Source organism: Streptomyces sp. UNOC14_S4, assembly GCF_020740835.1.
Lineage (GTDB): Bacteria > Actinomycetota > Actinomycetes > Streptomycetales > Streptomycetaceae > Streptomyces.
This window is the reverse complement of sequence record NZ_JAINFC010000049.1, coordinates 1-25081: the sequence shown is the minus strand read 5'-3', so window position 1 is coordinate 25081 and position 25081 is coordinate 1. Positions and strand designations below refer to the sequence as shown.

Here is a 25081-nt window from a genome sequence, read left to right as displayed (position 1 = left end):
TCCCCCGGCAGGCGCGACAGCGGCTCTCGCCCGCCAAATCCCCGCAGCCCCGCGACACCCCGATGCCCTCGCGCAACGGGAGGAACGGTCGGGGGCCCGCCGGCCCGGACGAGGACGATCTTCCCCCGTCACGTGCCGTACAGCCCTGGGAGACGCTCTTCTCGCCGCACCCCGCGGCGCCCAGGGGGCGTCCGCCGCGGCTGCCCGCCGTACCCCGGCAGTTGCGCAAGCCCGCGCGTGTCGCGGAGTTCGTCGGGGAGCGCCCGCCCACGTACGACGCCGAGCCGACGGCCTGGCCGGAGGGCGACCCCGGGAGTCTCGTGGACGCCGTGCCGGACACCGCGCTGGACGGCGCCTGCTATGGCGCGGTCACCCTGCGGGCCGCCTCGCTGCGCGGCGACTCCGCGCGCTACCGCGGCGAGCCCCGTCGCGACGCCCTGCTGACCACCCGCTTCGGCGAGGGCGACGGCGCGCTGGTGTTCGTGGCGATGGCCAGCGGCACCCGGATGGCCGGTGAGGCGCACCGGGCGGCACGCGACATCTGCGCCTGGCTCGGCGGGGCCGTCGGGCGCAGCCACACCCGGCTCTCCGACGACATCCGCGGCGGCAGGCGCGGCGAGCTGAAGTCCGGGCTGCACCGGCTCACCGACCGTTCGTACGGCCGGTTGCGCGCCCGCGCCGCCGAACTGGGCCTGTTGCCCGAGGAGTACACCGCCGCCGTGCGATGTGTGCTGTTCACCGCCGATCCCGCCTGCCGTACGCGGGTCTTCTTCGGCGTCGGCGCGGGCGGCCTCTTCCGGCTCAGGGAGAACGCCTGGCAGGACCTGGATCCGGAACCGGGCGATGCCGTGACGCCGGGCGAGCCGTACGTGGGCTACGGCCCGGCGCCGGAGGACCGCATGACCATCGACCTGGGTATCCCCACCCCGGGCATCACCCCGGCGGTGGAACCGCCCGAGGTGCCGGGCGAGCCGTTCCGCTTCCGGGCGTCCGTGGCCCGGCCCGGTGACGTCCTGCTGCTGTGCAGCGCGGGACTGGCCGAGCCGATGCGCGGCGAACCGGAACTGGGCGCGGAGTTCGCGCGCCGCTGGGGCGGCGGGGAGGCGCCGGGCATGGCGGCGTTCCTGGGAGACGCGCAGCTTCGTGTGACGGGGTACGCGGACGACCGCACCGCGTGCGCGTTCTGGGAGGCGTGAGGGGTCGACCTGGGGGCTCCGCCCCCAGGCCCCCGACGGCTGGAGGTGGCCGCGCCCCGAAAGGGGCGCGGGAAACTGCGCGACCGGCCCCACCCGACCCGCGGCCGCGCGCGGAGCGCAAGAGGCAGCCCAGTAGGCGTGACCGGCCAACAGATCTCGCACCTCAAGACTCATAAGTCCGCCATACGGACAACGGTGGACTGCTCCGAGAAGCCCATGCCACGCTTCCGTCATGTCTCACGCCGGAGTTGCCTTGGTCAGTCGACGTCACGTCGACCTGGGCCGCATGTCCAGCTCCATCTGTCCGGCACGCTGAGCGTCTCAGCACCACCGTCGCGCACCCTTTCTCTCCCCGCCCGCGCCATTCGCCCGCGCTCCGGGCCGCTTCCGCGTACGCGCAGGTCAGCACGGCCCGCCAGGGGTATTTCTGCCACGCCTCACGAGCCGTGCAGGCACCCCGTGAGCCGCGCGGGCACCATCGGGCACCACCCAGAAGGACAGATCGTCATGGCTGTCACCCCGGATCTCCCCGCGGGGCCCCCTGCGGGACCCGCCACCGCCCAGCGCCGCAAGGGCGGCCGCCACCGTGGCGAAGGGCAGTGGGCCGTCGGGCACTTCACGCCGCTCAACGCCAATGAACAGTTCAAGAAGGACGACGACGGTCTCAATGTGCGGACACGCATCGAGACGATCTACGCCAAGGCAGGCTTCGACTCGATCGACCCCAGCGACCTGCGCGGGCGAATGCGCTGGTGGGGGCTGTACACCCAGCGCAAGCCCGGGATCGACGGCGGCAAGACCGCGGTCCTGGAGCCGGAGGAGCTGGACGACAAGTACTTCATGCTGCGGGTCCGGATCGACGGCGGGCGGCTCACGGTGGCCCAGTTGCGCGCGATCGGCGAGGTCTCCGAGGCGTACGCGCGCGGCACGGCGGACATCACCGACCGGCAGAACATCCAGCTGCACTGGGTGCGTATCGAGGACGTGCCCGCTATTTGGGACAAGCTGGAGGCCGTCGGTCTGTCCACCACCGAGGCGTGCGGGGACTGCCCCCGCGTGATCATCGGTTCGCCGGTGGCGGGCATCGCGGCGGACGAGATCATCGACGGCACGCCCGCGGTGGACGAGATCCACGACCGTTACATCGGCAGCAAGGAGTTCTCCAACCTGCCGAGGAAGTTCAAGACGGCCGTGTCCGGCTCGCCCGTCCAGGACGTCGTGCACGAGATCAACGACGTCGCGTTCGTCGGCGTGGAGCACCCCGAGCACGGCCCCGGCTTCGACGTGTGGGTCGGCGGCGGCCTGTCCACCAACCCCCGGCTCGCCGAACGGCTCGGCGCCTGGGTGCCGCTGGACGAGGTCGCGGACGTCTGGGCGGGCGTCGTCGGGATCTTCCGCGACTACGGCTACCGCCGGCTGCGCAACCGCGCCCGGCTGAAGTTCCTGATGGCGGACTGGGGGCCGGAGAGGTTCCGCCGGATATTGGAGGAGGAGTACCTGGGGCGCGCGCTCGTGGACGGGCCCCCGCCGCCGGAGCCCGCGTCGCGCTGGCGTGATCACGTGGGGGTGCACCCGCAGCGCGACGGCCGGTTCTACGTGGGCTTCGCCCCGCGCGTCGGCCGGGTCGACGGCGCCACCCTCACCAAGGTCGCCGAACTGGCCGCGGCGCACGGCAGCGACCGGCTGCGGACCACCGTCGAGCAGAAGATGCTGATCCTCGATGTGGCGCCCGACCAGGTCGAATCGCTGGTCACGGGCCTAGAGGCGCTGGACTTCCAGGTCAGGCCGTCGCCCTTCCGGCGCGGCACGATGGCCTGCACCGGAATCGAGTTCTGCAAGCTGGCCATCGTGGAGACGAAGGCCCGCGGCGCCGCGCTCATCGACGAACTGGAGCGTCGGATTCCGGACTTCGACGAGCCGATCAGCATCCATCTCAACGGATGCCCCAACGCCTGTGCCCGTATCCAGACTGCGGACATCGGTCTCAAGGGCCAGCTCGTCCTGGGCCCGGACGGCCGCCAGGTCGAGGGCTTCCAGGTCCACCTGGGCGGCGCGCTGGGGCTGAGCGCGGGCTTCGGCCGCAAGGTGCGCGGGCTGAAGGTCACCTCGGCCGAACTCCCCGACTACGTCGAGCGTGTCCTGCTGCGCTTCCGCGAACAGCGCGAGGACGGCGAACGGTTCGCGACCTGGGTCGCACGCGCTTCCGAATCGGATCTGGCATGATCGGCATACCGACGGTGAAGACGACGGAAGGGGCGGACGCATGAGCGAGCGGGCAGCCCCGTTCTACTGCCCCTACTGCGGCGACGAGGACCTGCGCCCCTCCGAGGAGGGCCACGGCGCCTGGCAATGCGCCCTGTGCAACCGCGCATTCCGGATCTCGTTCCTCGGGCTGCTGGCCAAGGGCCTGGCGCCCGGGCAGCAGCCCGAAGGGGGCACCCCATGACCGACCCCGTGAACGGCCCCACGAGCGACCCCATGAACGGCCCCACGCGGCGCGGCCCCACGACCGCCGGCACGGACCTGCGCGCGCTCGCCGAACGGGCCGGCCGGGAACTGGAGGACGCCTCCGCGTCCGACATCCTGCGCTGGGCCGCCGATACGTTCGGCCCCCGGTTCTGTGTCACGTCGTCCATGGAGGACGCCGTCGTCGCCCATCTCGCGTCGCGGGTGCGGCCCGGCATCGACGTCCTGTTCATCGACACCGGCTATCACTTCCCCGAGACCATCGGCACCCGTGACGCGGTGGCGGCGGTCATGGACGTCAACGTCATCACGCTCACGCCGGAGCGCAGCGTCGCCGAACAGGACGCCGAGCACGGCCCGAGGCTGCACGACCGCGACCCCGACCTGTGCTGCGCGCTGCGGAAGGTGGCCCCCCTGGCGGCCGCCCTGGACCGCTACGACGCGTGGGCCACCGGCCTGCACCGCGACGAGTCCCCGACCCGGGCCGACACCCCGGTCGTCGGCTGGGACGAGCGGCGCGGCAAGGTGAAGGTCTCCCCGATCGCCCGCTGGACGCAGGACGACGTGGACCGCTATGTCGCGGAACACGGCGTGCTCACCAACACGCTGCTGATGGACGGCTACGCCTCCATCGGCTGCGCCCCCTGCACCGGCAGGGTCCTGCCCGGGCAGGACGCACGCAGCGGCCGCTGGGCCGGGCGCGCGAAAACGGAATGCGGGCTGCACGGATGACTCGACACGGAGAGGACACCATGAACGGGGCCACCATCTGGCTCACGGGCCTGCCGAGCGCGGGCAAGACGACGATCGCCCGCGCTCTCGCGGAACGGCTGCGCGACGAAGGCCACCGGGTGGAGGTGCTGGACGGCGACGAGATCCGCACGTTCCTCTCCGCCGGGCTGGGCTTCTCACGCACCGACCGGGACACCAATGTGCAGCGGATCGGCTTCGTCGCCCAGCTGCTCGCCTCCCACGGCGTGAAGGTCCTGGTGCCGGTCATCGCACCGTACGCGGATTCGCGCGAGGCGGTCCGCAAGCGCCATCAGGAGCACGGCACTCCCTATGTGGAGGTGCACGTGGCGACGCCGGTGGACGTCTGCTCCGTACGGGACGTCAAGGGCCTGTACGCCAAGCAGGCCGCCGGCGAGATATCCGGACTGACGGGAGTGGACGACCCGTACGAGGCTCCGGAGGCGCCCGATCTGCGCATCCGGGCGCACGAGCAGAGCGTCGGGGAATCGGCCGCGGAACTGCACGCCCTGCTGGGCGAAGGGGGCCTGCTGTGAGCGACGACAACCCTTACGCCCTGTCGCACCTGGACGTGCTGGAGTCCGAGGCGGTGCACATCTTCCGCGAGGTGGCGGGCGAGTTCGAGAGGCCGGTGCTGCTCTTCTCCGGCGGCAAGGACTCCATCGCGATGCTCCACCTGGCGCTCAAGGCGTTCGCGCCCGCGCCGCTGCCGTTCACCCTGCTGCACGTGGACACCGGGCACAACTTCCCGGAGGTGCTGGAGTACCGGGACCGCACGGTGGCGGCGCACGGGCTGCGGCTGCACGTCGCCTCCGTACAGGAGTTCATCGACGACGGCAGGCTGCGGGAGCGGCCGGACGGCACGCGCAACCCGCTGCAGACCGCCCCGCTGCTGGACGCGATCGAGCGGAACCGCTTCGACGCGGTCTTCGGCGGCGGCCGCCGGGACGAGGAGAAGGCCCGCGCCAAGGAGCGGGTGTTCTCGCTGCGCGACGAGTTCGGCGGCTGGGACCCCCGGCGGCAGCGCCCCGAGCTGTGGCAGCTCTACAACGGCCGCCACGCGCCCGGCGAGCACGTCCGCGTCTTCCCGCTGTCCAACTGGACCGAGCTGGACGTGTGGCAGTACATCGCCCGCGAGAAGATCGACCTCCCGGAGATCTACTTCGCGCACGAGCGCGAGGTGTTCCAGCGCAACGGCATGTGGCTGGCCCCCGGTGACTGGGGCGGCCCGCGTGACACGGAGCACGTGGAAAGACGACTGGTGCGCTACCGCACCGTGGGCGACATGTCCTGCACCGGCGCCGTCGACTCCGACGCCGCGACCGTCGACGCCGTGATCGCCGAGATCGCCGCGTCCCGCCTCACCGAGCGGGGTGCGACGCGGGCCGACGACAAGCTGTCGGAAGCCGCGATGGAAGACCGCAAGCGCGAGGGGTACTTCTAGCCATGACCGCACTCGACTCCCTGACGGACACGGCCATGACCGCCACCTCACTGCTGCGCTTCGCGACAGCGGGCTCCGTCGACGACGGCAAGTCCACCCTCGTCGGCCGTCTGCTGCACGACTCGAAGTCCGTCCTGGCCGACCAGCTGGCCGCCGTCCAGGACGCGTCCCTGCGGCGCGGCCAGGAGGCGCCGGACCTGGCCCTGCTGACGGACGGGCTGCGGGCCGAACGCGAGCAGGGCATCACCATCGACGTGGCCTACCGCTACTTCGCCACGCCCCGGCGGCGGTTCGTCCTGGCCGACACGCCGGGGCACGTGCAGTACACGCGGAACATGGTCACCGGCGCGTCCACCGCCGAGCTGGCCGTGGTCCTGGTCGACGCCCGCAACGGCGTGGTCGAGCAGACCCGCCGCCACGCCGCCGTCGCCGCCCTGCTGCGCGTCCCGCACGTCGTCCTCGCCGTGAACAAGATGGACCTGGTCGACTACGCCGAGCCCGTCTTCGCCGCCATCGCCCAGGAGTTCACCGCCTACGCCGCCTCGCTCGGCATCCCGGACGTGACCGCCATCCCCGTCTCCGCGCTCGCCGGGGACAACGTGGTCGAGCCGTCCTCGCACATGGACTGGTACGGCGGGCCGACCGTGCTCGAACACCTGGAGACCGTGCCCGTCGTCGACGACCCTTCGCACGCCCCCGCCCGCTTCCCCGTGCAGTACGTGATCCGGCCGCAGAGCGCCGAGCACCCCGACTTCCGGGGCTACGCGGGCCAGATCGCCTCCGGCGTGCTGCGCGTCGGCCAGGACGTGACCGTCCTGCCCTCCGGCCGCACCAGCACGATCGCCGGGATCGACATCCTCGGCCGCGGCGCCGACGTGGCCTGGGCGCCGCAGTCCGTGACCGTCACGCTCACCGACGACATCGACATCTCCCGCGGCGACATCGTCGTCCCGACGGACGGCGCCCCGGCCGTCACCCAGGACGTCGAGGGCACCGTCTGCCACGTCGCCGACCGGCCGCTGACGGTCGGCCAGCGCGTCCTGCTCAAGCACACCACCCGCACCGTCAAGGCCGTCGTCAAGGCCATCCCCTCGCAGCTGGCCCTGGACGACCTCTCCCTGCACGCCGACCCCGGACAGCTGGCCGCCAACGACATCGGCCGGGTCGTCCTGCGGACCGCGGAGCCCCTCGCGCTCGACGCCTACGCCGACTCCCGGCGCACGGGCTCCTTCCTGCTGATCGACCCCGCCGACGGCACGACCCTCACCGCAGGCATGGCCGGAGAGGCGTTCGGAGGTGGCAGGGGCGGTATCGGCCGATGTGCCGACCGGTAACCGTGGCGCTCACTGTTCCCGAACCCCCGTAGCACCGCTGCCGGGTGCACCTCCGCCGTGCGCCCGGCCGTTCGAGAGGATGTCCCCCTCGTGCTCGTGCCTGCCGTCATCCGCCCCGCCCGCCGCCGCGTCGCGGCCGCGGTCGCCGTCCCCCTGCTGATCGGCGCGCTCGGCGCCTGTGGCTACGGTTCCGAGAGGGACTCCGCTCCCAAGGGCGGGAAGAACACCACCGCCCAGGGCAAGGCGCTCTCCGCCGACACCGTCAGGATCGGCTACTTCCCGAACATCACCCACGCCACCCCGCTCGTCGGCGACCACGAGGGGATCATCCAGAAGGAGCTCGGGGGCACCAAGCTCCGTGCGACCACCTTCAACGCGGGCCCCTCCGAGATCGAGGCGCTCAACGCGGGCTCCATCGACATCGGCTGGATCGGACCGTCACCGGCCATCAACGGCTACACGAAGTCCAAGGGCAAGAGCCTGCGGATCATCTCCGGTTCGACCTCGGGCGGGGTCAGGCTGGTCGTCGACCCCAAGAAGATCTCCTCCCTGGACGACGTCAAGGGCAAGCGCATCGCGACCCCGCAGAAGGGCAACACCCAGGACGTCGCGTTCCTCAACTGGATCGCGCAGCAGGGCTGGAAGGTCGACGCCCAGAGCGGCAAGGGGGACGTCTCCGTCGTCCGTACGGACAACAAGGTCACGCCGGACGCGTTCAAGTCCGGCTCGATCGACGGCGCCTGGGTGCCCGAACCCACCGCGTCCAAGCTGGTCTCCGAGGGCGGCAAGGTGCTGCTGGACGAGTCCACGCTGTGGCCGGACAAGAAGTTCGTCATCACCAATGTGATCGTGTCGCAGAAGTTCCTCGACCAGCACCCCGACGTGGTCGAGGCCGTGCTGCGCGGCTCCGTGAAGACGAACGCCTGGATAAAGGACAACCCCGACAAGGCCAGGGACGCGGCGAACGCCGCGCTCCAGCAGCTGTCCGGCAAGGCGCTGCCCGCCGACATCATCGACCCGGCGTGGAAGAGCATCGAGGTCACCGACGACCCGCTGGCCTCCACTCTGCGCACCGAGGCGGACAACGCCGTCAAGGCCGGGCTGCTGGAGACGCCCGACCTCTCCGGCATCTACGACCTGACCCCGCTCAACAAGGTGCTGCGCGCCGCGGGCAGGCAGCCGTTCGACGCCGCGCAGCTCGGCAAGCAGTAGCGCTCGTGCACAGCAGCCATACCCAGGAGGTGCCCGGATGACCGGGGCGCTGACCGATCACTCCGCAACGGCCGACACCGAGAACGACACACCACCGGCCGTCCGCCTCGACCACGTCCACAAGAGCTTCGGCCGTCCGGGCGCGACACAGCCCGTACTGGACGACATCACCCTCGACGTACGCCCCGGCGAGTTCGTCTGCCTGCTCGGGGCGTCCGGCTGCGGCAAGTCCACCCTGCTGAACCTGGTGGCCGGTCTGGACCGGCCGACCTCCGGCACGATCGAGGTGCCCGGCGGGCGCCCCGCCCTGATGTTCCAGGAGCACGCGCTCTTCCCGTGGCTCACCGCGGGCCGCAACGTCGAACTGGCCCTGCGGCTGCGCGGAGTGCCGAAACCGCAGCGCCGCCCGGAGGCGGAACGGCTGCTGGAGCTCGTACGGCTCGGCGGCGCCTACGGCAAGCGGGTGCACGAACTGTCGGGCGGCATGCGGCAACGCGTCGCGCTCGCCCGCGCGCTCGCACAGGACAGCAGCCTGCTGCTGATGGACGAGCCGTTCGCGGCGCTCGACGCCATCACCCGGGACGTCCTCCACCACGAGCTCACCCGGATCTGGTCCGAGGCACGGCTGTCGGTGCTGTTCGTCACCCACAACGTGCGCGAGGCCGTACGGCTCGGCCAGCGCGTGGTGCTGCTGTCGTCCCGGCCCGGCCGGGTCGCGCGCGAGTGGGCGGTCGACATCCCGCAGCCGCGGCGCATCGAGGACGCGGCCGTCGCCGACCTTTCCGTCGAGATCACCGAAGAACTGCGTGGGGAGATCCGCCGCCATGGCCAGCACTGACACCTCGACGGAAAAACCCTCCCCAGGGCCCGGACAGACGGGCGACCTCGCCGGCCTGGAGGCGGGCCTCGACGCCCTGGACTCCGTACGCGTCGAACGCACCCCCTTCACCCAGGTCCTGCTGCAGAAGGTGCTGCCGCCCGTGCTGGCGGTGGTCCTCGTGCTGGTGGTCTGGAAGATCCTCGTCCTCGCGCACGTCACCCCCGACTACAAGCTGCCCGACCCCTCCGCGGTCTGGGACAGCCTCCGGGACCTGTGGCTGCGGGGCACGCTCTTCGACATCATCTGGACCAGCGTCTCGCGCGGCCTGCTCGGCTTCCTCGCCGCGCTCGCGATCGGCACACCGCTCGGCCTGCTCGTCGCCCGGGTCCGCTTCGTACGCGCCGCGCTCGGCCCCCTGCTGTCCGGGCTCCAGTCGCTGCCGTCGGTCGCCTGGGTGCCCGCGGCGGTGATCTGGCTGGGCATCACGGACTCCGCGATGTACGCGGTGATCCTGCTCGGCGCCGTGCCGTCGATCGCCAACGGCCTGGTCTCCGGCATCGACCAGGTCCCCCCGCTCTACCTGCGCGCGGGCCGCACCCTCGGCGCCACCGGCGCCCGCGGCGCGTGGCACGTCCTGCTGCCCGCCGCGCTCCCCGGCTACATCGCCGGCCTCAAGCAGGGCTGGGCGTTCTCCTGGCGCTCCCTGATGGCCGCCGAACTCATCGCCTCCTCCCCCGACCTCGGCCTCGGCCTCGGCCAGTACCTGGAGAACGCCCGCACCGACTCCGACATGCCGAGCGTGCTGCTCGGCATCATCCTGATCCTCTTCGTCGGCATCGCGATCGACCTGATCGTCTTCAGCCCCCTGGAACGACGGGTCCTACGCAACCGCGGCCTCGCGGGGCGGTAAGGCGCGCGTCATGGCCCTGCTCCTCGTCGCCCACGGCAGCCGGGACCCCCGGCACGCGGCGACGGTCACCGCCCTCCGCGACCACCTGGCCGCGTCCCGCCCGGGGCTGCGGGTGGAAGTGGCGTACCTGGACTTCTGCCTGCCGGGCGCAGGCCAGGTGCTGGCACGACTGGCGGCGGAGGGCGTACGGGAAGTGATCGCGCTCCCCCTGCTGCTGACGCACGCGTTCCACGCGCGGACGGACATCCCGGCGGTGCTGCGGGAGGCGACTCCTCTGGGGCTGACCGTGCGCCAGGCGGAGGTGCTGGGTCCGTCACCGCTGCTGACGACGGCGCTCGAACGGCGCCTGTACGAGGCCGGGGTGCGGCAGGAGGATCGTGCGACGACGGGGGTGGTGCTGGCGAGCGCGGGCTCGTCGGACCCGCGGGCGATCGCGGTGATCGAGGGGCTCGCGCGAGAGTGGCAGCGTACGGGGGGCTGGCAGGCGGTACGGCCCGCGTACGCGTCGGCCGCGTCGCCCCGCGTGGACGAGGCGGTACGCGCGCTGCGCGCGGGGGGCGCCCGACGGGTGGCGGTGGCCCCCTACGTCATCGCCCCGGGACGCCTCCCGGACCGCATCGCGCGGGGCGGGGCGTCGGCGTCAGCGGACGTGGTGGCGGAACCGTTGGGCGCTTGCCCGGAGCTGGTCTCGGTGCTGCTGCGTCGCTATGAGGAGGCGCGGACGGCTGCGCTGGCCGGCTGCCGCCGGGCGGGCTGATCTCCCACAGCCCGCCCGGGACGCCGGTCTGTCAGGCGGCCGAGGGGGCCGCGGCCCTCGCTAAGATCAGCGGTTGCTCAGTCGGAGGGGCAAGGGCTGTTAACCGCCGCCGCCCCGGGTAAACATCGGGAGGTGCGGACCTCACCGGATGACAATCCTTCGTATAAGGGTGGACACGGTGAAACTGACAGAGTGGGCGTACGAGCTCGCGGAATCCCTGCTGTCCGAACCTCTGCCGCGCCGTTGGGCGCACTCGCTCGGAGTGGGGAAGCGAGCCCGGGACTTGCAACCCATCCTCGGTAGCGAGGCGGAGCTTCTGGAAGCTGCCGCAGTCCTGCATGACATCGGATATTCGCCAGCACTGACCAAGACCGGGTTTCATCCGCTGGACGGGGCGCGTTTCCTTCGCTACCAGAAGGATGCGGATGAGCGCATCGTACGGCTCGTGGCTCACCACACGTTCGCCTTGCTGGAGGCGGAGGAGCGAGGGATTCGAGAGGAGCTGGCCAGGGAATTCGAGAGGGAAGAGCCACACCTTGTAGATGCACTGGTCTACTGCGATATGACGACGGCCCCGGACGGCAGGCGAACCAATTCGGCGGAACGTATCGATGAGATCGTGCGTCGTTACAGCCCGGATTCCATCGTGGGCCGATTCATCCAGCGGGCCGCACCTGACGTCCACGCGGCGGTTGCGCGGGTGGAGCGGCGCCTCGCTGCCGTTGGAGCGGGCTAGCCGATGTAAGGGGACGTGCGGCTCTCATCCATGCCGTGCTCGATACGCAGCCTCATCGACGGGTGCATGTCGAGGTTGGCAAGCTCTGGAGGGGCGACCCAGCGCACTTCCTTCGACTCCGAGCTTGTGCGTACCGCACCACCGGTTGGCCGAGCACGGAAGCAGATGGTGAACTGCTGGCGTACCTCGCCGTCGTCGTACGCCATGACGTGTTGTGGGTCGGTATAGACGCCTGTGAGACGCTCGATCTCCACTTCGATCCCAGTTTCTTCCCGCACTTCTCGGACGACCGTGTCGGCGATGCTCTCGCCGATGTCGTGGCCTCCCCCGGGAAGTGCCCAAAGGTCATTGTCCGTCTTGTGGATGATGAGCAACTGACCGGCGTCGTCAAGAACAACGGCGCTGGCTGATGGCACGACAGAATTTGCTTTTGGAGCACGCGGATCCCGGAAGTAATCAGTTCGGGCCATGGTGTACAACCTCAACATTCTTTGGGAGAGAAAATGCGACGTCCCGTCTCCCAGACTCGTTCAATGCTCTCGGCGTAGGTGTCGAAAACTTCCCCACCAGGTACGCGTTGGACATGAAGGACCGGGGCAAGCCAAGCGCTGATTCCGTATACGTGAGTGTTGGCGAGCATTTCATCATCGGCCCGGTACAGGGAGTTGTACAGCGTGGTGCCGTGGAGTCGGAACTCCACACCTGGAAGACCGAAGAGCGGGGCACAGTTCACCAGGGCATTGCGGGTCTTGCTCGCCTGTGCGCTGCCCACTCCCTCCTCTTCGCCGCGCAGGGCCACGGCTGCGGAGTCCGGATCGGCGAATATGAATCGCATGTGGAGGCCAGCGGCCGCCTTCTCCTTCACGATCCGGTGGAAATTCAAGTCTTCCGTGAGCCAGAAAGCGGAGTACGTAAGGATGTCGAACCGTTTCGTGGCCTGCGCGTAGAGCCGGGTCCAGAGATGACCGGGCACCATGTTGCGGTGCGGGTAGAGCTTGATGAGCTCAGCCTGACCGGCATCCGTTACCTCGGATGCCGTGCGCGCCTCCGGCCAGAGGTGGGACACCTCACGGCGGAGGAGCTTCGCCGTGGCGTACTTGTGCCGACGGTAAGGCGGGCGCCCTCCGTTGATCCAGCGCTCCACCGTTTTGATGTTCACGCCGATGCGATCCGCGACCTGCTCCAGGGTCAGACCTGACTCCACGATCGCCCCTCGGAGCCGCTCGTTCGCCATGCCGTCCTCTCGGGTGTCGGGACGCGCTGGGACGTCTTGACGGTAGATGAGACGTCCCCAACACGTCTACCTGCGCGGTTACTTGCCTCACTCAGGGCCGCGAGTCTTGAGGACGAAGGAGTTGCCCGCCAGCCAAGAGCGGGACACGACGGAGGCACACCAACATGAACAGGCGATCGACGAACACCGCCATCCGACCAGCCGTACCCCTGGCCCACGCTTCGGTGGGATCCGGCACGATCGTCAAAGGTGACCCGAAAACCTGCCCGGAGTGCATCCGTTTGGACAAGTGGGAGCAACAGGCCGGACAAGACCGGACAGCCACGGCGTGGGTGCGCAAGGCACAGGACCGCCACTTCCGGGACGCGCACCTGGAGGTGGGCGACCTGTGAGCGTCAACAAGCCGACCGGCAATTCCACCTCCAAGGGTGGCACGTGCCGGGAGTGCATGCGCCTGGTAATTGCCCGCGCCACGGCCCGGCGTGAGCACGAGCATGAGCAGGCCGAGCAGCTGACAGCGGAGATCGCACGGCACAACGCGACGGCCCACTCCTGATCCGGAAACACCGCTGGGGGCTCCCCCGCACGGCGGGAGCCCCCAGCACCACCTCAGGACGCGCCCTCACCGAGGAAGTACCGCGCGCCCTTCTCGTTCACATACGACGCGTAGACCCGCCCGAAGAACGGGTTCCCGCTGTAGAACCCCACACGCTGCCGCGCCACACCGACGACCACGGGGCGCGCCATGCAGGCGAATTCGCCCCGCTGTTTCTCTTCTGCCCAGGCCACCGCCTCCGGGTCGACCCGCTCGCCGACGAGGACGGGAAAGACGATGACCCCGGTCTGCGAGCCGAGCGGGAGGCCCCCTTTATTGGCCTTCGCGTAGGTCAGCACCCGCCTGGTGAACCGCTCGATGTCAGGCCGCGTGATCTCGGGCATGGCAGCGGCAACAGTGAACAGGTGAACGCGCGTGGCCATCCACCGCACCCGGAAGTCGGCACGCCGCCCGACGAGGACGGCCATGCTGGACCAGTCCTCCCAGTGCGTCGCACACCCGTCAGCCGTCAGCTGCTGTTCCAGCGAGGCCATATAGCCCTGCACCGAATTTTCGATCATGTGCACGATTATTCAGGCGAGTGAAGCGGGGTCAGGGTCCTGCAGGGGACTTCGAATGGATAGGCGCCTGGCGGATCTAGCACAACCCGCCCGTGTACCACGCGTATTTGATGTCGGCGGTGAGCCCCAAATAGGTACGGCCGGGAGCGACGCACAAGGGAGTCCCGCCGCCCTGCTGGAACTCGACACGAATGTAGATCCAGCTGCCGTCCGAGGTGCAGTGGTTGTAGTAGGCACGCCCCGACGGCCCGTCCGGGTCCCACCCACAGGCCTGCAACTTGGTCGAAACAGACGCCGTCTCCGGCGCCGCGTAAGCAGTCGTGGCCGCACTGCCCATGGCGACAACGGCACAGGCCACGGCCGCCGCACGCGCCCAGTTCGATCTCATGAGTACTCCCTCCCGACGATCGCAATGTGCGGCCAGTCTCGGAGACGCGACCGGGCAGGGGCTATCCGGAAACGGCCGCCGCCGTCGCTCTTTTTCGGATAGCGCCCGCCGGTGAGAGCGCACTCATCCCTCCCCGCGCAGGGTCTGCGAGGGCGTCCTGCCATAGGCGTCACGGTATGCCTGGGCGAACCGGCCCAGGTGCGTGAAGCCCCAGCGCAGGGCGATGTCGGTGACGCTTTCCGCCGTGTCGCCGAGTGCGGCGGCCCGCAGGTCGTCGTGGGCCCGCGTCAGGCGGACGCGCCGGAGGTGGCCGAGCGGAGTGGTGCCGAGGTGCGCGCGGAATCCGGAGCGCAGCGCCCGAAGGCTGACACGGGCAGCCTGAGCGATGTCCGCCACCGATATCGGCTCGTGCGCATGCTCGTCGCAGAAAACGACAGCTCTGCGGACGGCCGCGGGCGGCACGGCGGCGCTCTCGCGCAGTGCGCCGCCGAGAGTGTGCGGCTGGGTGTCGAGCAGTCCGTGGACGAGCAGTTGCTCGAAGTGCCCCTGAGCCAGCGGGGAAGCGGACAGCAACCCGCCCTCGGCTCCTTCGACGTAGGCCCGCACGACGCTGAGCCACGCCCGGACGGGCGCGTTCTCCTCACGTAATGACGGGTCGAACCGGACCACCGAGGCCGGCGGCTCGCCGAGGCGTACAGCAACGGCCCGGTCCACGGTCCGGCGGGGGACGTGGACGATCTGGTTGAGGCTGTCGCCCCGCCAGGACATGACGAGCCGCTGGCCGGGACCGACGACGCTCAGCGGCGAATCGGGCTCCTTGCCGTCCACCGTGAGCACGCCGTGCTCGGCCAGTGGGATGTGGACGTGGTAGAAGTCGGGCAGCTCGCCGGGCAGGACGTCCGCGTCCACGCCGTACCCGAGTTCGTACACGGACAAGGCCCCGCGCCCGAGACGCCGGAACGACCCTTCCGCCCGGGGACAAGAGCCCGTGACGCGGAGACGGTAGGGGGAGAACTCCGCGCCCACCAAAGCATGGAGAGCGGAAATATCGCCACCGCGGAAGAACACGGTCTCGTCGTGATCGGCCATCCGGGCACCGTACGGGCGCTGCGGCGCCGACGGGAGGGGACTGACGCGGTCCGGTACGCGCACGCGAATCGGCCGTCGCGCCCCGTGGGGGTAGGGAGCGACGGCCGACAGAACACCTGCTTACTGCTGCGGCCTTACTGAACGACCTTCAGCAGCTTGTTCGGCGTGCCGGGGCCCGGGTTGGAGATCTTGTCCGGGGTGGCGCCCTGGGTGAGTGCCGAGGCGACCTGGTCCGGCGTGGCGTCCTTGTGGCCGCTCAGGTAGAGCGCGGCCGCGCCCGTGACGTGCGGGGTCGCCATGGAGGTGCCGGAGATCGTCTTGGTGCCGTTGTCGCTGTCGTTCCAGTCGGAGGTGATGTCCGAGCCGGGGGCGTAGAGGTCGACGACGCTGCCGTAGTTGGAGAAGTCGGACTGCTTGTCGTCCTTGGTGGAGGAAGCGACCGTGATGGCCTCCTTCACCCGGGCCGGGGAGCCCTGGCCCGCGTCGGTGGACTCGTTGCCCGCCGCGACGGCGAAGGTGACGCCGGAGGCGATGGCCTTCTGCACGGCCGCGTCCAGGGCCTCGTCGGCGCCGCCGCCAAGGCTCATATTGGCGACCGAGGGGCCCTTGTGGTTCTTGGTGACCCAGTCGATGCCCGCGACGACCTGCTCGGTGGTGCCGGAGCCCTGGGCGTCGAGGACTCTCACGGCCACCACCTTGGCCTTCTTGGCCACACCGTGCGCGGTACCGGCGATGGTGCCCGCGACGTGCGTGCCGTGGCCGTTGCCGTCGTCGGCCTTGTCGTTGTTGTCGACGGCGTTGAAGCCGTAGGACGCGCGACCGCCGAAGTCCTTGTGGCTGATGCGCACGCCGGTGTCGATGACGTACGCGGTGACACCCTCACCCGCGCTATCCGGGTAGGCGTACTTGCCGTCCCCCTTGGTCTCGGTCTGGTCGATCCGGTCGAGCCCCCAGGAGGGCGGGGCCTCCTGCGTCGCACTGATCCTGAAGCGGTGATTCTGCACGACCTTGGCCACAGCCGGGTCGGCGGCGAGCCGCTTCGCCTCGGTGGCGTCGAGACCGCTGGCGGAGAAGCCGTGGACGGCCGAGTCGTACGTGCGGTTGAGCTTGCCGCCGTAGCGGGCGGCGAGGTCCTCGCCCTGCGCGGTGAGCGAGTGGCTCCCGGCGGCCTTGGCACTCGCGCCGTCCTTGAGCAGGACGATGTAGCTGCCGTCGACCGCGTCCTTGGCACCTGCGCCGAAGACCGTGCCCTCGGCAGGCGCGGGAGCCGCGCCTGCGGGCAGCGCCAGCACCGTGGCACCGGCCGCGACGGCCGTGGCGGCGGATATCGCCAGGACGAGCCGTCGTTTGCCGACGCGCTTGTGGGTTCCCATGACGGGGTTTCCTCCTTGCGTTGTGGGGGGATTGCGCGTGGGGCGCAATCGCCCGGAGCGACGGAAGGGATCGCTCCGGGCTCCCGAAACCCTGTCAGGATTGACGCGCTCAATTCAAACGCCTGCGCGGAGGTGTGACATACGCAACGTCTTTATGGAATTCAAATGCCGTTGAACAACGGCAAATTGGACAATGGCCGGTCAACTGTCGCTGTTTCCAGGATGTTTCACGCGTATCGAGCACGTTTCACACATCGCGGCACTCCACACGACCGCGGAACACCGGACACCTCAGGGGCCACGGAATCACAGGGTCCGCATGTGCCGGTTCCCGGCGGGCGGTGCGCGGGGATGGGCAAGGGGCACGGTTGTCCGGTTAAGTGGCGAGAGACAGGTGCCCACTCCCGGGAGGACCGATGACCGTGGGGGACGATCCTGCCTTAGGCCCCGCTGGAAAACCCGCGACAGGGAACGGTGACGCCCCGGCGGAACCGGCCTCCGGTGGTCGCCCGTTCGCAGGCCTCCCGGACGGCACGGCGAACTCCCCGGACGCCACGGCAAGCGCCCCGGATGCCCCGGCAGGCGCCGCCCCGGACGACGACGGGCTCACCGGGGCCGGTGAGCCCTCGGTGGCCGCCTCGGTCTTCCAGGTGCTCGGCGCCGACAACATCGTCGTCGGGGCGGGCTTCCTGTCCGGCGGGGACACCGGCTTCACCTGTGCGCACGTGGTGCTCGCCGCCGGCCGGACCCCGGGAAGCCGGGTGGAGCTGGCCTTCCCCCACCTGCCGGGCGCGCCGCGGGTGGCGGCGGAGGTGGTGACCGCGGAGTGGCGGCCACCGGACGCGGAGGACATCGCCGGGCTCCGTCTGGAGACCGTGCCGCCGGGAGCCCACGGCATGGCCGCGGGGGCGGGCGCGGGATGCCGCGGGCACCGGGTGTTCTCGTTCGGGTTCCCCGCCCAGGCCCCGCCCGGTGGGCATTTCGCATACGGCGAGGCCGGTGACCTGCTGCCCGTCGCTGACAGGGCGGGACAGCTGCTCCAGCTGACGGCGGCCGGCGACCTGACGACCGGCTTCAGCGGCGGTCCCGTCGTGGACGAGGTGACCGGCCTGGTGATTGGCATGGTCACCGCCATCGTCTCCCCCGACGCCCATCTGAAGGGCCTGGGCATCGCCTACGCCACCCCGGCCGAGGTGCTGCGGGCAGTACGGCCCGGGCTCGCCGAGCATCAGCCCTGCCCGTACCTGGGGCTGGAGCCGTTCACCGCCCGGCATGCCGAGTGGTTCCACGGCCGGGACGCGGCCGTGGAACGGGTCCTGACGGCACTCGGCGGGAACCGGCGGCTGCTGATGCTGCTGGGCCCCTCGGGCGCCGGGAAGTCGTCACTGGTCAACGCGGGCGTCCTGCCCGCGCTGGCCGAAGGGACGATCCCGGGCGGCGACCGCTGGCTGCCCGTGTGCGTCCGGCCGGGCCAGGACCTCCTCGCCCAGTTGGAGCGCGGGGGCCTGCCCGGCGCCACCTCGGACGGCCTGCCGTCCGCGATCGCGGCCCGGCTGGCCGCCGAGCCGGGCCACGACCGTCTGCTGCTGGTCGTCGACCAGTTCGAGGAACTCCTCACACGGTCCGGCCCGGCCGTCCTCCCCCGCACGGACGACCCGCGCCTGCGGGCCGTCGACCGGCTCGTGGAACTGAGCGCCTCCCACGCCCCCGTCACCGTGCTCCTGGTGATGCGCAACGACTTCTACGCGCCGCTCGACGCCCTCGCTCCCGAGCTGATGGCCGCCGCCCTGCCCGGCCTGTGCAACGTCCCCGCTACGCTCGGCCGCGCCGAGCTGAAGGCGATCGTCACCCGCCCCGCCGCGGCCGTGGGTCTGCCTCTGGAGGCCGGGCTGGCGGACCGGATCGCCGACGACGTCCTGGAGAGCGACGACCCGGCGGGCCGGCAGGCGCCCGTCACCCTGCTCCCTGCCCTGGAGCTGGCCCTGCGCCAGCTCTGGCTGCGACGGCGCCGCGAGGACGGCCGCCTCACGCACGCGGCCTACGAGAGGATCGGCAAGGTCACCGGCAGCCTGACGGTCTGGTGCGACCACGCACTCGGCCGACTGCCCGACGACCAGCGCCCGACCGCGCGGCGGGTCCTCACCGCGCTGGTCCGGCCGGCCGACGAGACCGACGGCACCCCGGCCACCCGCAGGCCCGTACCTCTCTCCCGCCTGCGGACCCTGGCCGCCGGCCCACGGCTCACCGACCCCGGCACCGGCCCCGACGGCACAGACGCAGACGCAGGCGTCCACGCGGATACCGACGCGGACGCCGCCTTCGACAGCGTGCTGGCGACCCTGACCCGCCACCGCATCGTCACCACCAGCACCACCGCACCGCCCGGAGCACTCCCCGGCACACCGCCCGGCGAACCGGCCGCGGAACTCGTCCACGACGCGCTCATCCGCGACTGGGCCGACCTGCGCGGCTGGGTCGCCCAGGACCACCAGTTCCAGGTCTGGCTGCTCCGCGCGACGGAGCAGCAGGCCCGCTACGCGCACAGTGGCCTTCCGGGGGACCTGCTGGACGGTTCCCTCCTCGCGGAAGGGGAGGAATGGGCGGGCAGCCGTCCGCTCCCGGCTGAGCTCGTCTCGCTCCTCGACGCCAGCCGCAGACACCAGGCGGCAGCGCTGCGGCGCACCCGGCGCCTCAACGCCGTCCTCGCCACGATGCTGGCACTCGCCCTGATCGCCACCGGCCTCGCCCTCTACCTGCGGCACACCGCGACCACCGCGCAGCACCACGCCGTCACGGCGCAGCACACGGCACAGTCACGCCAACTAGCCGCTCTCTCCGCCGGTCTGACGTCCAGTAATCCGGACGTGGCCTCGCTCCTGGCCGTCAAGGCGTGGCGTACCAGCCGCACGGACGAAGCCGCGGGCGCCCTCTACACGGCCCCCGCGCTCTTCCTCCAGCACCGCCTCGCCCCCACCACGTTCACCTGGTCGGTGGCGTTCAGCCCCGACTGCGGCACCCTGGCTTCCGGGGGCGAGAACGACGGCACCGTACGCCTCTGGGACGCGAGGACCGGCGCACCGCGCGCCGCCCTCACCGGCCATACCGACACCGTGATGGCGGTGGCGTACAGCCCTGACGGCGCCACTCTGGCCACAGCGGGCGCCGACGACACCGTGCGCCTCTGGGACACACACAGCGGCATGACCCGCGCCGTCCTCGCCAACCGCAGCGACGGGGTGGAGTCGTTGACGTTCAGCCCTGACGGCACCACGCTCGCCACCGGAGGCGGCAACGGCATCGTGCGCCTGTGGGACGTGACGACCGGCAAGGCCCGGGCCACCCTCACCGGCGGCTCCGGGATCGTGCGGTCGCTGGCGTTCAGCCGCGACGGCGCCACCCTGGCCACCGGGAGCGACGACGGCGGCAGGCTGTGGGACGTGAAGGCGGGCAAGCCCCGTATCGCTCTCGCCGGCCGTGATGTCACGGTGGACTCGGTGAGATTTGGTCCCGACGGCACCACTCTCGCCGCCAGGATCGGCCAGTCCGTACGCCTGCTGGACGCGGGCAGCGGCAAGGTCCGCAGCACCGTCATCGCGGACACCGGCCGCATGTCGGGTCTGGCGTTCAGCCCCGACGGCACCCTCCTCGCCACCGGAGGTGACAACGAACGCAGCGTGCGGCTGTGGGACGTGAGAACCGGCAAGACCCGTGCCACACTCGCCGGGCACACCGATCTGGTGCGGTCGGTGGCGTTCGCTCCCGACGGCACCGCCCTCGCCTCCGTGGGCTCCGACGGCATACGCCTGTGGGACACGAAGCCCGTCACGCCGCGCGCGTCCTTCGCCGACGGCGGGGAGGGCGTGTCCTCGGTCGCGTTCAGCCCCGACGGCGGCACGCTCGCCGCCGGACGCGGCGATGGCGCCATCCGCCTGTGGGACGCGCGCTCCGGCAGGCCGCGCGCCGCCCTTGCCGCCGACGGGCAGGGCGTGTCGGCGGTGGCGTTCGGCCCCGACAGCCGTGTCCTCGCCGCGGGGAGCGAGAACGGCGACGTACGCCTGTGGGATGTGGGAACCGGCACGTCCCGTGCCGTCCTGGGCGCCCCCAAGAGCGCCTCCTCCCTCGTGCGGTCGCTGGCGTTCAGCCCCGACGGCGCGACCCTCGCCACACGGAGCGACGAGGGGACCGTGCGCCTGTGGAACGTGCGCACAGGAAAGATCCGCACCGCCCTCTCCGGTCCCACCGACCCCGTGGAGTCCGTGGCGTTCAGCCCCGACGGCGGCACGCTCGCCACCGCGAGCGACGAGGGGGACGTACGCCTGTGGGACATGAGCACCGACAAACCCCGCAAAACCCTGCCCGGCCGCAAACGGCTGGCTTTCGTGGCCTTCAGCCGTGATGCCACCACCCTCGTCATCGGTGGCAAGGACGGCACCATCCGCCTGTGGGACCTGAAGACCGGCGCGGCACGCACCACTCTCACCGGCGACGGGAAATACCCGCTGTCGATAGTGGCCGATCCCGGCGGCGGCCTCCTCGCCACCGGGATCGACGACGGCACGGCGCGTCTGTGGGACGTGCGGACCGGCAGACTCCGCGCCACCTTCATCGGCCACACCAAGGCCGTGCAGTCGGCGGCCTTCAGCCCCGACGGCGCCGTCCTCGCCACCGGAGGCGAGGACGGCGCGGTACGCCTGTGGGGAGCGGATCTGCCCGGCGCGCAGGCCATCGCCGACTCCCTCTGCGCGGGCCTGCGCCGCGACTTCACCGAGGCAGAGAAGGCGGAATACCTTCGTGGGCAGGACTCCGAACCCGTGTGCTGAGGGCGCCGGAGACCGGCTCGCCACCGCCGTTCCGTGCCCCGTCCCCGTCGTACCGCTTCCCCGTCGTACCGCTCGCTCCTGCCGTGCCGCTCGTTCCACGCGCGTACGGGGCCGTGTCCCGGACCCGGTGGGGGCCGGGCCGACGGTGGGGCCGGAGCGTCCGTCCGGACCCCTGCGCGTCCGTCCGGGGCCCGGCGCGAGAGACTGATTCCGGACCAGCCCCCGCAGATGAGGACCCCCGTGGCCGACGCCCCCGCATTCGACGAACGCAGCGCCCGCGCGCTCCTCGCGACAGCGGTACCCGAGGTACCCGCCGCTGACGCCGAGCTGATCGCCCTGGGCGAGAACGCCGTCTTCGCCACCCCCCACCTCGTGGTCAAGGTAGGACGCGACGCCTCCCTCCTCCCCCGCGCCCGGCACGAACTGCGCGTCGCCGCGTGGCTCGCCGAGAGCGCCGTACCGGCCGTGCGGGCCGCGGAGCCCGAGCCGAGGACCGCGGACGGGCACCCGGTGACGCTGTGGCACCGGCTGCCGGAGCCGGCGCGCGCGGCGACGACCACCGACCTGGCCGAGCTGCTGCGCACGCTGCACGCCCTGCCGGAGCCCGGCTTCGCGTTGCCGAAGCGCGAACTGCTCGGCGGGGTGGAGCGGTGGCTGCGGCTCGCCGGGGACGCCATCGATCCCGCGGACGCCGCGTACCTCCGTACGCGGCGGGACGGCTTCGCCGCCGAGGCCGCCGCGCTCACCCCCCACCTGGCGCCGGGCCCGATCCACGGTGACGCCCTCCCCCGCAATGTGCACATCGGACCCGACGGTCCGGTCCTGGTCGACCTGGAGACCGTCTCCGACGACTTCCGCGAGCACGACCTGGTGGTGCTCGCCCTCAGCCGGGACCGCTACGGCCTGGACCCCGCGGCCTACGACGCGTTCGTACGGGCCTACGGGTGGGACGTACGGGAGTGGGACGGGTGCGCGGTGCTCCGCGGGGCCCGGGAGACGGCGAGCTGCGCGTGGGTGGCGCAGCACGCGCCGGGGAACCCGGCCGCGCTCGCCGAGTTCCGCCGCCGCGTGGCGTCACTGCGCGAGGGCGACCCGGCGGTCCGCTGGTACCCCTTCTGAGGGATGCGGGGCACCCGTCAGCGCAGCGGCCACCGCGGGTCAATCACCGCGTCCGCGTCGCCCTTGCGGCGGAGCCACTGCTCGAAATCCGTCGCCCAGTCCGCGTACCAGCGCACCTGGTCGTCGTGGAGCGACCAGGGGGAGGCCTCGGCTATGCGGGGGTGCCGCTCGGCGAGCGCGCGGGCGACGCGGACTGCCGCGAGGGCGTCCGCGCCCGCCTCGTGGGCGCCGTCGAGCACGACCCCGTAGACCTCGCAGACCGCCTCCAGCGTGCGCTTGCCCCTCCGGTAGCGGTCGAGGGCGCGGTCCATCGTGTAGGGGTCGACGACCGGGCCCGTGGTGCGGCCGGCCGCCGCCTCGCCCAGCCGCTCGGCGAGCGGGGGCAGCCCGTGCCGCCGCAGCTCGGCGGCGAGCAGGGACAGGTCGAACGAGGCGTTGTAGGCGACGACGGGCACGCCCGCCGACCAGTGCGCGACGAGGGTGTCGGCCACCTCCTCGACCACCTCGCGCGCGGGCCTGCCGAGCGCCGCGCGCTCGGTGGTGATGCCGTGCACGGCCGCGGCCTCCGCGGGAACGGGCACGCCGGGATCGGCCAGCCACTCCCGGCGGCCGACCGGCTCGCCGCGCTTCGTCTCGACGACGGCGGCCGTGACGATCCTCGCCTCCGCCGGATCCGTGCCCGTGGTCTCCAGGTCGAAACCGATCAGCAGATCCTGGTGCCACCCCATGGCGGCCCCCCTTCGTGGTGCTTCCCCCGACTGGTGACCAGCCTCGCACGGACCACTGACAACGCCCCGCGGAACGTCCCGCGGAGCGCCCGGCGGAGCACCCCACGCCCCACGGTCCGTCAGCTGCCACCTCGACAATTCAGAAATATTCAGGACACAGGGCGCGAATCCGCCCACACACTCTCGAATTCCTCACGGTAGGTCTCGAAGAGCCCCTGCTCCGGCTCCCGCCCGTCCCGCAGGACGTTGCCCCCGCCGCGCAGCACCAGCACCGGCGCCTCCATGCCACGCGCCTTGCGCAGGTACGACTGGACGACGGCCAGGCCGTCCGAGCCGTCCCCGTTGACGAGGTAGGCGGTGAAGCGCGGGGTCTCGTCGAAGACCCGGATCTCGAAGGCCGCGGTGTCCCGGAGCCGGTCCCGGACACGCCGCATGTGCATGATGTTCATCTCGACGGACCGGCTCATCTCGCCCTTCTTGATGCCCAGCTCCCGCTCCCTGCGGCGCACGGCGCTGCTGGCGGGGTTGAGGAAGAGCAGCCGGGCCCGGCAGCCCGCCTCCGCGAGCCGTACGAGCCGCCTCCCCGAGTAGTTCTGCACGAGGAGGTTCAGGCCTATGCCCACCGCGTCGAGGCGGCGGGCGCTGCCGAAGAGGTCCTCGACCGGCAGCTGCCGCTGGAGCCGCACCCGGTCGGGGTGGACGCCCACCACGTCGGCGTAGCGGTCGCCCACGAGGTCCTCGACGGCGTCGACGGGCAGCCGGTCGGCCGACGGGGCGGCGCCGGTGCCGCCGCCGAGGATGTTCAGCAGCCGCGCGGAAGCCCGCTCCGCCTGGGCCAGGACCGTCTCGGAGAGCGCGCGGTTGCGGGAGACGACGTTGCGCGTCACCTCCAGCTCGTCCAGTGCCAGTTCGAGCTCGCGCCGGTCGTCCAGGTACGGCTCGAAGCAGGGCCAGTGCTGGACGAGGAGTTCCCGCAGCTGGGGCAGGGTGAGGAAGCTGAGGACGTTGTCGTCGGCCGGGTCGAGCAGATAGCCCTTGCGGCGGCTCACCTCCCGTACCGCGACGGCCCGCTGGACCCACTCCTGCCCCGCCGGGCCCGCCGCGGCGACGACCCACTCGTCCTCGCCGTGCACCGGCTCGTACACGGGCCGCAGCACGGCCGCGACGACGGCACGCAGCCGCTGCTCCACCAGGTTCAGCCAGATGTAGGCCCGCCCCGCGCGCCGGGCGCGGGTGCGGACCTCGCTCCACGCCTCCGCGTCCCAGTCCAGTGCGGCCCCGATCTCCACGGGGCGCGCCAAGGACACCGCGCCGGGTGGTGTGTCGGCCGAACCGTCAACCCCTGGACCGTCAATCCCTGGACAGCCCTCCCCAGGGGGCAGCTCCAGCCCGCCCGAGCTCACCAGTGCACCGCCTTCCGCCCCCGTCCAACGATCAAGGCAGACTACTGCGCGGGCGGGCGGCGCTGCACCCGGACACGACCGGCCCTCCGCCAACTCTCCTGTTCTGCGTACGTGTTGTGACGGATCGTCATACGCGGAGTGAGCCGTTTCATAGCCGCGAGGGCCGCCAGGGCGCCTCCGCAGGGC

The 25081-nt window shown here is 71.5% G+C and carries 25 protein-coding genes; 17 read left to right on the top strand and 8 right to left on the bottom strand.

Features of this window, described 5'->3' with window-relative positions:
• The 13 genes from K6I34_RS07175 to K6I34_RS07120 all read left to right on the top strand — a co-directional run.
• Positions 1-1196 (top strand): protein phosphatase 2C domain-containing protein (locus tag K6I34_RS07175; RefSeq protein WP_229323324.1); only part of this gene is annotated, 1196 nt, incomplete at its 5' end.
• Positions 1197-1428: 232 nt separating this feature from the next.
• A complete protein-coding gene (locus tag K6I34_RS38820) occupies positions 1429-1512 on the top strand; it encodes a putative leader peptide (RefSeq protein ID WP_374230841.1) in 84 nt (27 codons plus the stop codon).
• 191 nt (positions 1513-1703) lie between these two features.
• A complete protein-coding gene (locus K6I34_RS07170) occupies positions 1704-3419 on the top strand; it encodes a nitrite/sulfite reductase (RefSeq protein WP_229323322.1) in 1716 nt (571 codons plus the stop codon).
• A gap of 40 nt (positions 3420-3459) precedes the next feature.
• A complete protein-coding gene (locus K6I34_RS07165) occupies positions 3460-3642 on the top strand; it encodes a hypothetical protein (protein ID WP_229323320.1) in 183 nt (60 codons plus the stop codon).
• 32 nt (positions 3643-3674) lie between these two features.
• A complete protein-coding gene (locus K6I34_RS07160) occupies positions 3675-4394 on the top strand; it encodes a phosphoadenylyl-sulfate reductase (RefSeq protein ID WP_229323330.1) in 720 nt (239 codons plus the stop codon).
• 20 nt (positions 4395-4414) lie between these two features.
• Positions 4415-4948 carry an adenylyl-sulfate kinase gene (gene cysC / locus K6I34_RS07155; protein WP_229323318.1) on the top strand — a complete coding sequence of 178 codons (534 nt, stop codon included), beginning with the start codon at positions 4415-4417 and terminating at the stop codon, positions 4946-4948.
• Positions 4945-5856, top strand: coding sequence for a sulfate adenylyltransferase subunit CysD (gene cysD / locus K6I34_RS07150; RefSeq protein ID WP_229323316.1), 912 nt, complete (start codon positions 4945-4947; stop codon positions 5854-5856). The genes cysC and cysD overlap by 4 nt, the downstream gene beginning before the upstream one ends.
• Before the next feature lie 2 nt (positions 5857-5858).
• Positions 5859-7190, top strand: a complete 1332-nt coding sequence (locus K6I34_RS07145; RefSeq protein ID WP_374230839.1) for a sulfate adenylyltransferase subunit 1 — start codon at positions 5859-5861, stop codon at positions 7188-7190.
• A gap of 96 nt (positions 7191-7286) precedes the next feature.
• On the top strand, positions 7287-8402 hold the full coding sequence (locus K6I34_RS07140) for an aliphatic sulfonate ABC transporter substrate-binding protein (protein WP_229323326.1): 1116 nt from the start codon (positions 7287-7289) through the stop codon (positions 8400-8402).
• A 37-nt stretch (positions 8403-8439) separates the two neighbouring features.
• Complete coding sequence (locus K6I34_RS07135; protein ID WP_229323314.1) at positions 8440-9240, top strand: ABC transporter ATP-binding protein; 801 nt, start codon at positions 8440-8442, stop codon at positions 9238-9240.
• Positions 9227-10132: an ABC transporter permease gene (locus K6I34_RS07130; RefSeq protein ID WP_229323313.1), complete on the top strand. Its 906-nt coding sequence runs from the start codon at positions 9227-9229 to the stop codon at positions 10130-10132. Before K6I34_RS07135 ends, K6I34_RS07130 begins: the two co-directional genes overlap by 14 nt.
• A 10-nt stretch (positions 10133-10142) precedes the next feature.
• The gene (locus K6I34_RS07125; RefSeq protein ID WP_229323311.1) at positions 10143-10889 is read left to right on the top strand and encodes a sirohydrochlorin chelatase; all 747 of its coding nucleotides are present in this window, start codon (positions 10143-10145) and stop codon (positions 10887-10889) included.
• A gap of 178 nt (positions 10890-11067) precedes the next feature.
• Positions 11068-11625: an HD domain-containing protein gene (locus tag K6I34_RS07120; protein WP_229323309.1), complete on the top strand. Its 558-nt coding sequence runs from the start codon at positions 11068-11070 to the stop codon at positions 11623-11625.
• Here K6I34_RS07120 and K6I34_RS07115 read toward each other — a convergent pair.
• Together K6I34_RS07115 and K6I34_RS07110 are read right to left on the bottom strand one after the other, a co-directional pair.
• Positions 11622-12095, bottom strand: coding sequence for an NUDIX domain-containing protein (locus tag K6I34_RS07115; protein WP_229323307.1), 474 nt, complete (start codon positions 12093-12095; stop codon positions 11622-11624). The two genes, K6I34_RS07120 and K6I34_RS07115, sit on opposite strands and share 4 nt — an antisense overlap.
• Positions 12096-12106: 11 nt before the next feature.
• On the bottom strand, positions 12107-12859 hold the full coding sequence (locus tag K6I34_RS07110; protein WP_229323305.1) for a helix-turn-helix domain-containing protein: 753 nt from the start codon (positions 12857-12859) through the stop codon (positions 12107-12109).
• A 164-nt stretch (positions 12860-13023) separates the two neighbouring features.
• Here K6I34_RS07110 and K6I34_RS07105 point away from each other — a divergent pair, with 164 nt between their 5' ends.
• Together K6I34_RS07105 and K6I34_RS07100 are read left to right on the top strand one after the other, a co-directional pair.
• Complete coding sequence (locus K6I34_RS07105; protein ID WP_229323304.1) at positions 13024-13251, top strand: hypothetical protein; 228 nt, start codon at positions 13024-13026, stop codon at positions 13249-13251.
• Positions 13248-13415, top strand: a complete 168-nt coding sequence (locus tag K6I34_RS07100; RefSeq protein ID WP_229323301.1) for a hypothetical protein — start codon at positions 13248-13250, stop codon at positions 13413-13415. Before K6I34_RS07105 ends, K6I34_RS07100 begins: the two co-directional genes overlap by 4 nt.
• Positions 13416-13468: 53 nt before the next feature.
• Here K6I34_RS07100 and K6I34_RS07095 read toward each other — a convergent pair whose 3' ends face one another.
• The 4 genes from K6I34_RS07095 to K6I34_RS07080 form a co-directional block, all read right to left on the bottom strand.
• Positions 13469-13975 (bottom strand): levansucrase, encoded by a 507-nt coding sequence (locus K6I34_RS07095; RefSeq protein WP_229323299.1) that lies wholly within the window; start codon positions 13973-13975, stop codon positions 13469-13471.
• A 76-nt stretch (positions 13976-14051) separates the two neighbouring features.
• Positions 14052-14363 carry a DUF6355 family natural product biosynthesis protein gene (locus tag K6I34_RS07090; protein WP_229323297.1) on the bottom strand — a complete coding sequence of 104 codons (312 nt, stop codon included), beginning with the start codon at positions 14361-14363 and terminating at the stop codon, positions 14052-14054.
• Positions 14364-14486: 123 nt separating this feature from the next.
• A complete protein-coding gene (locus tag K6I34_RS07085; protein ID WP_229323295.1) occupies positions 14487-15452 on the bottom strand; it encodes an AraC family transcriptional regulator in 966 nt (321 codons plus the stop codon).
• Positions 15453-15586: 134 nt separating this feature from the next.
• On the bottom strand, positions 15587-16825 hold the full coding sequence (locus K6I34_RS07080; protein ID WP_229323292.1) for a S8 family peptidase: 1239 nt from the start codon (positions 16823-16825) through the stop codon (positions 15587-15589).
• Positions 16826-17247: 422 nt separating this feature from the next.
• Between K6I34_RS07080 and K6I34_RS07075 the strand changes: the two genes are divergently transcribed.
• Both K6I34_RS07075 and K6I34_RS07070 read left to right on the top strand, forming a co-directional pair.
• Positions 17248-21645, top strand: coding sequence for a trypsin-like peptidase domain-containing protein (locus tag K6I34_RS07075; RefSeq protein ID WP_229323290.1), 4398 nt, complete (start codon positions 17248-17250; stop codon positions 21643-21645).
• Between the two features lie 228 nt (positions 21646-21873).
• Complete coding sequence (locus tag K6I34_RS07070; protein WP_229323288.1) at positions 21874-22764, top strand: phosphotransferase enzyme family protein; 891 nt, start codon at positions 21874-21876, stop codon at positions 22762-22764.
• Between the two features lie 17 nt (positions 22765-22781).
• Here the strand turns inward: K6I34_RS07070 and K6I34_RS07065 are convergent, their stop codons facing one another.
• Both K6I34_RS07065 and K6I34_RS07060 read right to left on the bottom strand, forming a co-directional pair.
• Positions 22782-23492, bottom strand: coding sequence for a 3'-5' exonuclease (locus K6I34_RS07065; protein WP_229323286.1), 711 nt, complete (start codon positions 23490-23492; stop codon positions 22782-22784).
• Positions 23493-23641: 149 nt separating this feature from the next.
• Entirely contained in the window at positions 23642-24895 is a 1254-nt protein-coding gene (locus K6I34_RS07060; RefSeq protein ID WP_229323284.1) for an SAV2148 family HEPN domain-containing protein, read from the bottom strand.
• Between the last annotated feature and the right edge of the window lie 186 nt (positions 24896-25081).